Below are 12220 nucleotides of genomic sequence, written 5' to 3' on the forward strand. Positions count from 1 at the left end.
AAAACTAGCCCGTCTCGGCCCGTTGTGGTGCAGAACCCAGGGAGCGGGATGGCAACGAATCGGTGACAATCTGGGGGTGACTCGTCGCGATCTCGTCGTTCTCGGTTCAACCGGCTCCATCGGAACGCAAGCCCTGGACCTGGTCCGTGCCAACCCAGACCGCTTCCGGGTCGTCGGCCTGACCGCGGGTGGCGGCAACCTCGAACTCTTCGAGCAGCAGGTGGCCGAATTCGCGCCGTCGTATTCCGGGCTGGGGGAGGAAGGCTCGGTCGAGGCTGCAGGTCTGGACGTGCATACCGTGCTCAACGGCATCACCGGCGCGGTCGGGCTGCGGCCCACCATTGCGGCGCTAGAAGCGGGCAACGTCTTGGCGCTGGCGAACAAGGAGTCGCTGATCATCGGCGGCTCCGTCGTGACCTCCAAGGCCGCCGAGGGACAGATCGTCCCGGTCGACTCCGAGCACAGTGCGCTCGCGCAGTGCCTACGCGCAGGTCGCGCCGAGGAGGTACGCAAGCTCGTCCTCACCGCCTCGGGTGGGCCGTTTCGTGGTCGTACGAGGGACCAACTCCTCGACGTAACCCTTGACCAGGCGCTGGCGCACCCGACCTGGGCGATGGGCCCGGTCGTGACGATCAACTCCGCGACCTTGGTCAACAAGGGCCTGGAGGTGATCGAGGCGCACCTGCTGTTCGGGCTGTCGTACGACCGGATCGAGGTCGTGGTGCATCCCACGAGCGTGGTGCACTCGATGGTGGAGTTCTTCGACGGGTCGACGTTGGCCCAGGCCAGTCCGCCGACCATGCTGATCCCGATCGCGCTCGGTCTGGCCTGGCCCGACCGCGTCCCCGACGCGGCGCCCGCCGTCGACTGGACCACCCACCAGCGGTGGGACTTCTACCCCCTTGACGACGAGGCGTTCCCCGCAGTCGCCCAAGCCCGTCGCGCCGGAACGCTGGGTGGCACCGCGCCGGCGGTGTACAACGCCGCCAACGAGGTGTGCGTACAGGCCTTCGTGGACGGCCGGGCCCGCTTCGTCGACATCGTGCCGACCGTCGCCGCCGCGCTGGACGCGCACGAAGAGGCCGCCTCGACAGCCACCGACGACGTACGCTCGGCGCGGGACCTCACCGTCGACGACGTCCTGGCCGCCGATGCCTGGGCCCGCGCCGAGGCGGACCGCCTGCTCACCCAAGGAACCTGATGACCGCCCTGCTCTACACCCTCGGGGTGCTCGCTTTCGTCTTCGCCATCTTGGCCTCGATCGGAATTCACGAACTCGGCCACATGATCCCGGCCAAGAAGTTCGGGGGCAAGGTCACCCAATACTTCGTCGGCTTCGGCCCGACGGTGTGGTCGAAGAAGGTGGGGGAGACCGAATACGGCATCAAGGGCGTCCCGCTCGGTGGGTACGTGAAGATCGTCGGGATGCTGCCGCCGGAGAAGCGCGACCAGCGCGCCGGCGTACCCGCACGCGACGAGGACGGCAACCTGCTCCTTCGCGAATCCAATACCGGCATGTTCGGCCAGTTGGTCGCCGACGCGCGCGACGCCGAGTGGGAGCACATCAGGCCCGAGGACGAGCCCCGCTTGTTCTACAAGATGTCGTGGTGGAAGAAGGTCGTCGTGATGGCGGGCGGCCCGACCACCAACATCTTGATCGCGTTCTTCGTCTTCTGGGGTGTCTTCGCGCTCTACGGCGAGCGGTCCTTGCAACCCGATGCAGGACGCCCCGTTATCGAGACGGTGTCGCGGTGCGTGCTGCCGTACGCCGAGAGCAACCGCTCGTGCACTCCCGACGACCCGCCCACCCCGGCGTACGAGGCGGGTCTGCGTCCCGGGGACGTGGTCACCTCCTTCAACGGCACCGCCACCAACTCCTGGGACCAGTTGCGTGAGCTGATCCGCGACAACGCCGACGGGCGCGCCGTGATCGGCTATGAGCGCAACGGCCAGGCGCGTGAGGGCACCACCAACACCACCGTGCAGGCCCGCCCCACGTCCGATACCAACCTGGATCTGACTCAGGTCGGCTTCCTGGGCGTGACGCCGACCAGTCACGTCGAGGTGGAGAAGGGCGGTCCGCTCTTCACCCTCGATCGGATGGGCACCATGACGGTCGAGAGCGTCAAGGCGCTCGCGACTCTGCCCGTGAAGGTCTGGCATGTCGGGTTGGCCATCGTCGGTGTCGAGGAGCGTGCGATCGACAGCCCGGTCAGCGTTGTCGGTGGCGGCCGGATCGCCGGTGAGGTCGCCTCGGCGGACCAGATCGGCGTCTCGGACAAACTCGTGACGCTGGCGATGCTGGTGGGCGGCTTCAACCTCTTCATCGGCCTGTTCAACTTCTTGCCGCTGCTGCCACTCGACGGCGGCCACATCGCGGGTGCGCTCTATGAGGCCGTACGCCGAGGTTTCGCCAAGTTGCGACGCCGTCCCGACCCCGGCTACGTCGATGTGGCCAAACTGCTCCCGGCGGCATACGTCGTCGCGGGGCTGCTGCTGGTGATGGGTGTGGTCCTGATCGTGGGCGACCTGGTGGTCCCCGTCCAACTCGGCTGACGCTTCGCCATTCCGGTGAAGTCGGCGCCCCCGGATACGCTGGAGACATGAGTACGTCCGTCGGTCTTGGCATGCCCGCACTCCCGCCCCCGGTCCTCGCGCCGCGTCGCCAGACCAGGCAGATCCAGGTGGGGTCGGTCGGGGTCGGCAGCGACCACCAGATCTCGGTGCAGTCGATGACCACCACGTTGACCGCCGACGTCAACAGCACCTTGCAGCAGATCGCCGAACTCACCGCCGCAGGTTGCGACATCGTCCGGGTGGCCTGCCCGAGTGCCGACGACGCCGAGGCGCTTCCCGCGATCGCCAAGAAGAGCCAGATCCCGGTGATCGCCGACATCCACTTCCAGCCGAAGTACGTGTTCGCGGCCATCGAGGCCGGTTGCGCTGCCGTACGCGTCAACCCGGGCAACATCAAGAGATTCGACGACCAGGTCAAGGAGATCGCCAAGGCCGCCAAGGACCACGGCACCTCCATCCGGATCGGCGTCAACGCCGGATCGCTGGACAAGCGCCTGATGGAGAAGTACGGCAAGGCCACCCCGGAGGCCCTGGTCGAGTCGGCGGTCTGGGAGGCCAGCCTGTTCGAGGAGCACGACTTCCACGACTTCAAGATCTCGGTCAAGCACAACGACCCCGTGGTGATGGTCCGGGCGTACGAACTGCTCGCCGAGGCAGGCGACTGGCCGCTGCACCTGGGCGTCACCGAGGCGGGTCCGGCCTTCCAAGGCACGATCAAGTCGAGTGTGGCCTTCGGTGCCCTGCTCAGCCAAGGCATCGGCGACACCATCCGCGTCTCTCTCAGCGCGCCCCCGGTCGAGGAGGTCAAGGTCGGTCTGCAGATCCTGCAGAGCCTCAACCTGCGTGAGCGCAAACTCGAGATCGTGTCCTGCCCCAGTTGCGGACGAGCTCAGGTCGACGTCTACACGCTGGCCGAGCAGGTCACCGCGGGCTTGGAGGGGATGGAGGTCCCGCTTCGGGTGGCGGTGATGGGCTGCGTCGTCAACGGTCCCGGCGAGGCCCGGGAGGCCGACCTGGGCGTGGCATCGGGCAACGGAAAGGGTCAGATCTTCGTCAAGGGCGAGGTCATCAAGACCGTGCCCGAGTCGCAGATCGTGGAGACCCTGATCGAAGAGGCGATGCGGATCGCCGAGGAGATGGAGTCGGTCGAGGGCGCCGGCGCCGAGGTCACGGTCGGCTGAACGGCAACCGCAGCGGCTGGCGGTAGACAGTCGACTTCGTGAAGGGTGTCGCCCGGTCACAGGTCGTGCCCACGCAGCGTACGAGTGCCTGCTTCTTGCGACCGATGGTCTCCAGGAGCAGCGCCTTGTCGGACTCCCAGCGCACGGTGCCGAACACCAGCGGGGCGTCGTAGGACGCCTTCAACCGGCCCTTGGCGGTGTGTACCGAGATCCGACCGGGGCCGAGCCCGTCAGCCATCAGGTGCATGGTGGCCACGCGTCGACCGTTGGGCGACATCGTGACGATCGCGTCGGTGCACGACTTCCAGATGGTCTGCTTCGGGGCACTGACCGGCACCAGTCGAGAGCAGCCACCGTCGTAGACGTCCTTGGTGAATACCGCCATCCGGTCCTGGGTCAGGTTCGCCCAATAGGCGGGCAGCTTGCTCACCCTGCGCACGGCGTCGGTCGAGATCGTCCACTCCCACGTCCCGACGACTTCGGATCCCCAGGCGGTCAGCAGCACCCGGTCTCCGGCAGCCGTCTCGACGGAGGCGTACGGGATCGCGAATCGCTTGCGGGCCACTTCCGCGCCGGTGGCGGTGTCGAGCACCACGACACGGGTGCGGTTGCGCCCCGCCCGCTGACGTAGCAGGTGGGCGCCGTCCTCGCTGAGGTCGGCTTGATAGAGGTCGTCTCCGGTCGCGATCACGGTCTGTGTTCCGGTCGGGGTGACCCGGCGGATGTCCACACTGCCCTGGTCGGTGCTGGTCAGCACGATGTGGTCGGCGCCTGCCGCCCCCAGGTAGGTGCCGTTGCGGGGCAGGGTGATCCGGGTGTCGCCGTCGACAAGGGTCCGGCCCGACACGTACGGCACTGCGGGCGCGGCGCCCTTGTCGAGTTGTGCGAAGTCGAGGTCGACGAGCGGTGCCGCCGCCACGGCTGCCGTACCCATGAACGTCACGGCCGCAAGCGCCGTCACCGCGGTGACTCGGCGACGAGTGAGGGGCATCCGGATCATCTGAACAACTCCCGAAGATAGGTGGCGCGGGCAGCCCTGGCACGGTCCAGGGACCTTCTACCAGCATTACGCCGCACGGGGACATGAGGTTGCCTCTCGCGCCCACATTTCTTTCGCGTCCCCGACTAAGGTCGCCCACGTGGAGACGATGACCTCCAGGGGCGTACGCGTGCTCGACCGAGCCGACGTGGCGGACTTCCTCGTGCTCACCCAGCGCGACCCGGTGGTCAACGTGTTCGCCGAATACCGCGCCCGCACCACCAACCTCGAGCCACGGTGGCTCGGTGGCAAGGTGCTGGGGCTACGCGACCTCGACGGCACCCTCGGGGCCGCGATGCATGTCGGTGCCAACCTGGTGCCGGTGTCCTGTTCGCCGGAGGCGGCGCGCGTCTTCGGCCGGTGGCTGCGACGCCAGCCCAGCCAGGTCTCGACGATCTTCGGCCGTGAGCCCGTCGTACGAGCATTCTGGGACGAGGTCGCACCTACCTGGCTCTCGCCGCGGGAGGAGCGTTGGGTCCAGCCCCACCTCGAACTCGCTGCGGACCCCCTCGTCGCGCCAGATCCGCTCGTGCGGCGCAGTGTCCCGGAGGATTTCGACCAGCTCTATCCGGCCTGCGTCGCGATGTACACCGAGGAGGTCGGGGTCTCGCCGGAGCTTCAAGGCACGCGTGAGCTGTATCGGGCCCGCGTACGCCAGCTGATCAGCCGAGGGTGGTCCTTCGCGCGCTATGAAGACGGTCGGCTCGTGTTCAAGGCCGAGATCGGCAGCGTCAGCACCCATGCGGCGCAGATCCAGGGGGTGTACGTGCCCGAGGACCTGCGCGGTCGGGGGCTGGCCACGGCGGGAATGGCGGCGGTAGCCAGACTCGTCCGGCGAGACATCGCCCCGGTCGTGTCGCTGTATGTCAACGACTGGAACATCGGCGCGCGACGGGCGTACGAACGGGTCGGGTTCCGGCAGACCGCAACCTTCGCGACCGTGATGTTCTGAGCGCACCTGCTCACCACAAAGGGGACGGCCCCGGTCGAAACCGGAGCCGCCCCCTCGGGTCGAAGGTGATCAGGGAACGATCGTCACCGTGATCGGAGTGCCGATCAGGTAGTCGTCGGCCGACGAGCCTGCGGTCGGGGTGTAGAACGCGCGGACCTCGTACGTGCCCGGCACGAAGTCGGTGAAGCAGCTCTTATAGGTGAAGTCGAACGTGCCACCCTCCTCGATGGCGTCCATGCACAGGTAGTCAGGACCGGAGATGCCCTTGGTGTACGGCGCCTTGTAGATGTCGACCCAACCACCGGTGCTGCCCGGCTTGCCCTTCCAGGTCACGGTGCCGCTGTAGTTGAACAGCTCGCCTGTGCTCATGGAGTAGGTGAAGGCCGTGGCGTTGGGCTGGATGCCACCGCTGTAGACGGTGAACTTCTTCTTCGCCGAGATCTTCTTGCCCTTGACCTTGGCCTTGATCCGGTACTTGCCGACGGCCAGCTCCGTGGGCAACTTGAACTTCGCCTTGCCCTTCTTGAGCTTCTTGACGGCGAACTTCTTGCCGTTGGCCGAGAGGACGACCTTGCCCTTCTTGGTGGCCTTGGTCTTGAACACGCCCTTGTCAGGCAACTGCTGGTAGTGCTGGTAGCCGCGGGCGAACGACAGTGAACTGGTGGCCTTCGCCTTCGCGGCGGTCCCGGTCGTGGGAGCGGCATTCGCGCCACCCGAGATGAGGACCGGGCCGGTGAGAGCGGCCGCGACCATGGTCGCGGCGACGGCGGCGGTGAACTTGCGCATGGAGTCTCCTGACTTGCGTGAGCATCGGGGCGCCTCGTTGAGAGGGCCTGTGTGCTTCATTGCCTGCTGCCCGCGTGGTTAAACGGCGCTGGCCGAGGAATCCCGTTCGATCTGTCGGTGCCGCCGCAGTTAGCCTTGCGCCCGTGACTGCTCGCATGCTCCGGATGTCCCAGTTGTTCGTGCGCACCTTGCGCGACGACCCGAACGACGCGGAGGTGCCCTCGCACAAGCTCCTGGTCCGCGCGGGCTACATCCGGCGTACGTCACCTGGCATGTACACCTGGCTGCCGCTCGGGCTGCGCGTGCTGCGCAACATCGAGCAGATCATCCGTGACGAGATGGACAACATCGGGGCCCAGGAAGTGTCGTTCCCCGCGCTGCTGCCCAAGGAGCCCTATGAGGCAACGGGCCGCTGGACCGACTACGGCCCCAACATCTTCCGGCTCAAGGACCGCAAGGGTGCCGACTACCTGCTCGGGCCCACGCACGAGGAGATGTTCACCCTCGCGGTCAAGGACCTCTATTCGTCCTACAAGGACCTGCCGCTGTGGATCTATCAGATCCAGACCAAGTACCGCGACGAAGCACGCCCCCGCGCGGGTCTGCTGCGTGGTCGCGAGTTCGTGATGAAGGACTCCTACTCCTTCGACGTCAGCGACGAGGGTCTCGACGCCTCCTATCAGGCGCACCGCGAGGCGTACGTCCGGATCTTCGACCGGCTGGGCTTCGACTACGTGATCGTGAAGGCGACCTCGGGGGCGATGGGCGGCTCGGCGAGTGAGGAGTTCCTGGCGACCGCCTCGGTCGGTGAGGACACGTACGTTCGGTGCAGCAACTGCGACTACGCCGCCAACGTCGAGGCGGTGCAGGTGCGCCCGCCTGCGGAGATGGCGTACGACGACGTTCCCGCGATGCACGCCGAAGACACGCCCGACTCGCCCACGATCGAGTCGTTGGTCAATCTGCTGAACACGAATTTCCCCCGCGAGGATCGTGCGTGGGAGGCCGCGGACACGTTGAAGAACGTGCTGGTGATGCTCAAGCACCCCGACGGCACCCGTGAGCCGCTGGCCATCGGTGTTCCCGGCGACCGCGAGATCGATCTCAAGCGACTCGAGGGCCAACTCGAACCCATCGAGGTCGAGGCGATGGACGAGGCCGAGATGCGCAAGCACCCGACCTTGGTGAAGGGCTATATCGGACCCACTGCGCTCGGCAGCGAGTCGGTCTCAGGCATCCGCTTCCTGGTGGATCCCCGACTCGTGACGGGCAGCCATTGGGTCACCGGCGCCAACGCTCCCGGTCAGCACGCCCTCGACGTCGTGGTCGGGCGCGACTTCACTCCCGACGGCACCATCGAGGCCGCGGACGTGCGCGAGGGTGACGAGTGCCCGCGGTGCTGGTCGGAATTGGGGGGCACCCTGCATACCGCGCGCGGCATCGAGATGGGCCACATCTTCCAATTGGGTCGCAAGTACGCCGACGCCCTCGGGCTTCAGGTGCTCGACGAGAACGGCAAGCTCGTGACGGTGACCATGGGGTCGTACGGCATCGGCCCGTCACGTGCGGTCGCCGCGATCGCGGAGAACACCCACGACGAGCTGGGATTGTGCTGGCCGCGCGAGATCGCGCCCGCCGACGTACACGTGGTCGCGGCAGGCAAGGACGCCGCGATGTTCGAGGCGGCCGAGAAGCTCTCTGCCGAACTCGTCGCCCGCGGCCTGACGGTGATTTACGACGATCGTGCCGGCAAGGTGTCTCCGGGTGTGAAGTTCAAGGACGCCGAGTTGCTCGGCGTGCCGACGATCGTCACGGTCGGCCGCGGCCTGGCCGACGGCAACGTCGAGGTGCGCGACCGCAAGTCGGGGGAGCGTACGGAGGTCTCCGTGGCCGAAGCCGCCGATCACATCGCGGCGCTCCCGCGGACCTGATCCCCACGTCGGGCGAGCTCAGCCCCCGTTTTGTCCGCTCAGCCCCCGGTTCGCCGGGGGTCGAGCGGACCGCGGTGCGCTCAACCCCCGCCGAGGCCCGCCGGGCCGAGGCCCGCCGGGCCGGGCCGGGCAGTAACTTGGCCTCCCATGAGCATCGACGCGGTGATCTTCGACTGGGGCGGCACCTTGACCCAATGGCACGACGTGGACTTCCACGCCGAATCGCTGGCCCTGGCGCAGGCGGTGATCACCACGCCGACACCCGACGACGACCACCACGCCCATGCCGCGCGACTGCACAACGCGGGCAGCGTGATCTGGGGCCGCAGCCGCGACCACCAGCAGAGCGCCACGATCGCGGACCTGTTCACCGAGGCCGGTCTCGAACACGACGAGGAGTTGCTCCAGGCGTACTTCGACTTCTGGCAGCCCCACACGCCGACCGACCCGCAGGTGCGTCCGTTGTGGGAGTGGCTGCACAACCAAGGCATCAAGGTCGGGGTGCTCTCCAACACGATCTGGCCGCGCGCGTGGCACGTCGGTTTCTTCGAGCGCGACGGGGTCTACGACCTGGTCGACGGTGACGTCTATACCAGCGAGATCGCGTGGACCAAGCCCGACGAGCGGGCTTTCCGGGCCGCGATGGACGCTGTGGGAGTGACCGACCCCGAGCGCTGCGTCTACGTCGGGGACCGACTCTTCGACGATGTGTACGGCGCCCAAAGCGCAGGCCTGCGGGCGATCCACATCCCGCACAGCAACATCCCTGATGAGCAGCGCGGCCACACCGAGGGCGAGCCGGATGCGGTGGTGCGCGAACTGAGCGAGATCGTCGACGTGATCGAGGCGTGGCGCGGTTAGGCGTACTCCGACAACCCGGGCAGCGCCGTCGGTGCCTCCCCGAGAGTGGTCAGGCGTACGCCCGTGTCGAGCAAGGCGTCCGCCGCGGCCAATCGTTGGTCGCCGACGGTATTGGCCACCAGGTCGGCGCAGATCTGCGCGCAGGCGTTCTCGATGTCCACCGCAACCGAACGCACCCCGGCGACAGTGTCGGTCGGACCTGACACGGCGTACGCCACCTCGGCCGCCACCGGTGTTTCGCCCAGGGAGCGCAACACCGCAGTAAGCGAATCGCGCCGCGCACGATGCCAGTCGTACGCCTCCACCAGTTGGGCAGACAACGCCGGCTCCGCCGATGCGGACGTACGCCCACCCAGCACGCCGTAGAGATACAAAGCCGCATGCTCAGCGCTCAGAGCGCGCTGCAACGCGTCGACGGTGGTCATGGCCCCTCCCGGAGAGCGGTGATCGCCTGGGCCGTGCCAGCTCGGATCCCGGCGAGCAGGCGCGCGAACTCCCCGCTGCGCACTGCGACAAGGCGCAGCGCCGTCGCCTCGATGAGGTCCTGCTCGGCTTGCAACGCGGCGGCGTACGCCCGGCGTGGCCGACCGGCAGCAGTGACCGGCGTGGGGTCGGTCTCCGACGGCCGTCCCGCCCCGTCGAGCACGTCGAGATGTTGCCGGTGCGCGCGCAGCAGCGGAGCGACCACGCGTCGCAAACCAGGGTGTCGAGTGCGTACGTCCTGCAGCAGCGCCACGAGAGCCAAGAGATCGGCGCGGGTCTGGTCCAGAACCTCCAGATCGGCGTCCTCGCTGGTGGTCGTCGGCGCACCACTGGTGGGCGCGGCGCTCGGCTCCGGGCGCTCGAACTCGCACCCACCCGTACCGAGCGACAGCATCGCCAGTCCGCCGAGCAACGCCGAGCGGCGAGACACGGGAAGGGTGGGCGGCACGCGTCGACCCTATCGATCCCGGGCGTCTCACCTTGCGCTTCCCCCGGCCGCTAGGGTGGCCGGAACAACAGCACAGGGAGGGACCCATGACGCGCGCCGACCAACTACGCGACGAGATCGAGACAGCGCTCATCGGACCCCTGAGCACACTCGGTCTCGACGTCGAAGCCGTCGAGATCACGCCGGCCGGGAAACGCCGGATCCTGCGCGTCGCCGTCGACGGCGACGGCGGAGTCACGCTCGACACCGTCGCGGATGCCACCCGCATGGTCTCCGACACCCTCGACTCGTCAGACGTGATGGGGGAGCAGCCCTACACGCTCGAAGTGACCTCGCGCGGGATCGACCGTCCACTCACTCTTCCGCGGCACTGGCGCCGCAATGTCGACCGACTGGTCAAGGTGACCTTGGCCGGGGGCGACACCTTCACCGGACGCATCGAGAAGTCCGACGACACCGGCGCCACCTGCGACGTCGAGGGCACCCGCCGCACGGTGTCGTACGACGAGATCGCCAAGGCGCTCGTCCAGATCGAGTTCAACCGCAAGTCGGAGGATGACCACTGATGGATATCGACCTGAGCATCCTGCGGATGCTGGAGCGCGAGAAGGAGATCTCCTTCGATGTCCTCGTCGAGGCGATCGAGCAGGCGCTGCTTACCGCCTACCACAAGACGCCCGGCGCCTCGCCGCAGGCGCGAGTCGTCCTCGACCGCAAGTCCGGACGAGTGACCGTCCTCGTGGCCGAACTCGACGACGAGGGCAACAAGATCGCCGAATACGAGCACACTCCCGACGACTTCGGCCGGATCGCGGCGACCACCGCCAAGCAGGTCATGCTGCAGCGGCTCAAGGACGCCGAGGACGAGGTGAAGTTCGGCGAGTTCTCCGGCAAGGAGGGCGATCTGATCTCCGGCACGATCCAGCAGGGTCGCAATCCCGACGACGTGATGATCGATCTCGGCCGGTTGGAGGCGCTGCTGCCCTTGGGCGAGCGGGTGCCCGGCGAGCGGTATCAGCACGGCACTCGGATCAAGACGATCGTGGTCTCGGTGCGCAAGGGCATGCGCGGTCCCCAGGTCACGCTCTCGCGTACGCACCCCAATCTGGTCAAGAAACTGTTCGCGTTGGAGGTCCCCGAGATCGCCGACGGATCGGTCGAGATCGCGGCCATCGCCCGTGAAGCCGGGCACCGGACCAAGATCGCCGTCACCTCGCACGTGGACGGGCTCAACGCCAAGGGCGCATGCATCGGACCGATGGGTCAGCGCGTACGCAATGTGATGGCCGAACTCCACGGCGAGAAGATCGACATCGTCGACTGGCACGACGATCCCGCCCGGCTGATCGCCAACGCACTCTCGCCGTCTCGGGTGACCTCGGTCGAGATCGTCGATCTCGAGGCGCGCTCGGCGCGGGTTGTCGTACCCGACTTCCAGCTTTCGCTGGCGATCGGCAAGGAGGGCCAGAACGCCCGGCTCGCGGCTCGCCTCACCGGCTGGCGCATCGACATCCGTTCCGACGAGGCGCCCGCCCCCATCGACGAATGAGGCGCCGGGGCGATCGCGCCCCAGCCCACCAGTTCGATATCCCGTGGCGCGACACGCTAGACTGCCACAAGTGGTTCGCACCTCGGATTCCCCTGCCCGGACGCCAGTCCGGACCTGCATCGGGTGTCGGGAACGGGCCGCGAAAAGCGAGTTGTTGCGGGTGGTCGCCGGCACGGACGCGCTCGGCCGCCCGGCCGTCGTACCCGATCCGGATGCCATCTGGCCAGGTCGTGGGGCGCACCTGCATCCCACGAGCGCGTGTTACGACCTCGCGGTGCGCCGGCGGGCGTTCACCAGAGCCCTTCGGGTTCAGGTGGGGCTGGCCAGCGAACCGGTGGGCGAGCACCTGCGCTCGCAGTCAACGAAAACGAACACCGACCAGGACTGGAGCACCAGCTCATGAGCACTCGATG

13 protein-coding genes are annotated in these 12220 nt (G+C 67.5%); 9 read left to right on the forward strand and 4 right to left on the reverse strand.

Annotation, left to right across the window (positions count from 1 at the left end):
- Positions 1 to 76 precede the first annotated feature (76 nt).
- Genes V9G04_05105 through ispG form a run of 3 tightly spaced genes read left to right on the forward strand, consistent with a single transcriptional unit; the run spans position 77 to position 3758 of the window.
- Positions 77 to 1201: a 1-deoxy-D-xylulose-5-phosphate reductoisomerase gene (locus V9G04_05105; protein ID MEI2712676.1), complete on the forward strand. Its 1125-nt coding sequence runs from the start codon at positions 77 to 79 to the stop codon at positions 1199 to 1201.
- Positions 1201 to 2556, forward strand: a complete 1356-nt coding sequence (locus tag V9G04_05110; GenBank protein MEI2712677.1) for a site-2 protease family protein — start codon at positions 1201 to 1203, stop codon at positions 2554 to 2556. The genes V9G04_05105 and V9G04_05110 overlap by 1 nt, the downstream gene beginning before the upstream one ends.
- A 47-nt stretch (positions 2557 to 2603) precedes the next feature.
- The gene (gene ispG / locus V9G04_05115) at positions 2604 to 3758 is read left to right on the forward strand and encodes a flavodoxin-dependent (E)-4-hydroxy-3-methylbut-2-enyl-diphosphate synthase (protein MEI2712678.1); all 1155 of its coding nucleotides are present in this window, start codon (positions 2604 to 2606) and stop codon (positions 3756 to 3758) included.
- Here ispG and V9G04_05120 read toward each other — a convergent pair.
- Positions 3745 to 4749 (reverse strand): hypothetical protein, encoded by a 1005-nt coding sequence (locus tag V9G04_05120; protein MEI2712679.1) that lies wholly within the window; start codon positions 4747 to 4749, stop codon positions 3745 to 3747. The genes ispG and V9G04_05120 overlap by 14 nt on opposite strands.
- A gap of 157 nt (positions 4750 to 4906) precedes the next feature.
- Here V9G04_05120 and V9G04_05125 point away from each other — a divergent pair, with 157 nt between their 5' ends.
- Positions 4907 to 5749 carry a GNAT family N-acetyltransferase gene (locus V9G04_05125; protein ID MEI2712680.1) on the forward strand — a complete coding sequence of 281 codons (843 nt, stop codon included), beginning with the start codon at positions 4907 to 4909 and terminating at the stop codon, positions 5747 to 5749.
- 69 nt (positions 5750 to 5818) lie between these two features.
- On the opposite strand, the gene V9G04_05130 is transcribed toward V9G04_05125, so the two are convergent.
- Positions 5819 to 6535 carry a hypothetical protein gene (locus V9G04_05130; GenBank protein ID MEI2712681.1) on the reverse strand — a complete coding sequence of 239 codons (717 nt, stop codon included), beginning with the start codon at positions 6533 to 6535 and terminating at the stop codon, positions 5819 to 5821.
- A 155-nt stretch (positions 6536 to 6690) separates the two neighbouring features.
- Here V9G04_05130 and V9G04_05135 point away from each other — a divergent pair, with 155 nt between their 5' ends.
- Together V9G04_05135 and V9G04_05140 are read left to right on the forward strand one after the other, a co-directional pair.
- The gene (locus tag V9G04_05135) at positions 6691 to 8466 is read left to right on the forward strand and encodes a proline--tRNA ligase (protein ID MEI2712682.1); all 1776 of its coding nucleotides are present in this window, start codon (positions 6691 to 6693) and stop codon (positions 8464 to 8466) included.
- Between the two features lie 147 nt (positions 8467 to 8613).
- The gene (locus V9G04_05140) at positions 8614 to 9327 is read left to right on the forward strand and encodes an HAD family hydrolase (protein MEI2712683.1); all 714 of its coding nucleotides are present in this window, start codon (positions 8614 to 8616) and stop codon (positions 9325 to 9327) included.
- Here the strand turns inward: V9G04_05140 and V9G04_05145 are convergent.
- Positions 9324 to 9752, reverse strand: coding sequence for a ferritin-like domain-containing protein (locus V9G04_05145; protein ID MEI2712684.1), 429 nt, complete (start codon positions 9750 to 9752; stop codon positions 9324 to 9326). The genes V9G04_05140 and V9G04_05145 overlap by 4 nt on opposite strands.
- The gene (locus V9G04_05150; GenBank protein MEI2712685.1) at positions 9749 to 10258 is read right to left on the reverse strand and encodes a hypothetical protein; all 510 of its coding nucleotides are present in this window, start codon (positions 10256 to 10258) and stop codon (positions 9749 to 9751) included. The genes V9G04_05145 and V9G04_05150 overlap by 4 nt, the downstream gene beginning before the upstream one ends.
- Positions 10259 to 10344: 86 nt before the next feature.
- Between V9G04_05150 and rimP the strand changes: the two genes are divergently transcribed.
- The 3 genes from rimP (at position 10345) to V9G04_05165 (ending at position 12210) form a co-directional block, all read left to right on the forward strand.
- Complete coding sequence (gene rimP, locus V9G04_05155; protein ID MEI2712686.1) at positions 10345 to 10824, forward strand: ribosome maturation factor RimP; 480 nt, start codon at positions 10345 to 10347, stop codon at positions 10822 to 10824.
- On the forward strand, positions 10824 to 11807 hold the full coding sequence (gene nusA, locus V9G04_05160; GenBank protein MEI2712687.1) for a transcription termination factor NusA: 984 nt from the start codon (positions 10824 to 10826) through the stop codon (positions 11805 to 11807). Before rimP ends, nusA begins: the two co-directional genes overlap by 1 nt.
- Before the next feature lie 70 nt (positions 11808 to 11877).
- The gene (locus tag V9G04_05165) at positions 11878 to 12210 is read left to right on the forward strand and encodes a YlxR family protein (protein ID MEI2712688.1); all 333 of its coding nucleotides are present in this window, start codon (positions 11878 to 11880) and stop codon (positions 12208 to 12210) included.
- The last annotated feature ends 10 nt before the right edge of the window (positions 12211 to 12220 follow it).

The organism is Nocardioides sp. (assembly GCA_037045645.1).
Classification (GTDB): Bacteria; Actinomycetota; Actinomycetes; order Propionibacteriales; family Nocardioidaceae; genus Nocardioides.

Bases quoted from the DNA above. Each gene is read 5' to 3' on its own strand.
- ispG (MEI2712678.1), top strand. From the start codon at position 2,604: ATGAGTACGTCCGTCGGTCTTGGCATGCCCGCACTCCCGCCCCCGGTC.
- V9G04_05135 (MEI2712682.1), top strand. From the start codon at position 6,691: ATGCTCCGGATGTCCCAGTTGTTCGTGCGCACCTTGCGCGACGACCCG.
- V9G04_05110 (MEI2712677.1), top strand. From the start codon at position 1,201: ATGACCGCCCTGCTCTACACCCTCGGGGTGCTCGCTTTCGTCTTCGCC.
- nusA (MEI2712687.1), top strand. From the start codon at position 10,824: ATGGATATCGACCTGAGCATCCTGCGGATGCTGGAGCGCGAGAAGGAG.
- V9G04_05130 (MEI2712681.1), bottom strand. From the start codon at position 6,535: ATGCGCAAGTTCACCGCCGCCGTCGCCGCGACCATGGTCGCGGCCGCT.
- V9G04_05120 (MEI2712679.1), bottom strand. From the start codon at position 4,749: ATGCCCCTCACTCGTCGCCGAGTCACCGCGGTGACGGCGCTTGCGGCC.
- V9G04_05140 (MEI2712683.1), top strand. From the start codon at position 8,614: ATGAGCATCGACGCGGTGATCTTCGACTGGGGCGGCACCTTGACCCAA.
- V9G04_05125 (MEI2712680.1), top strand. From the start codon at position 4,907: ATGACCTCCAGGGGCGTACGCGTGCTCGACCGAGCCGACGTGGCGGAC.
- V9G04_05145 (MEI2712684.1), bottom strand. From the start codon at position 9,752: ATGACCACCGTCGACGCGTTGCAGCGCGCTCTGAGCGCTGAGCATGCG.
- rimP (MEI2712686.1), top strand. From the start codon at position 10,345: ATGACGCGCGCCGACCAACTACGCGACGAGATCGAGACAGCGCTCATC.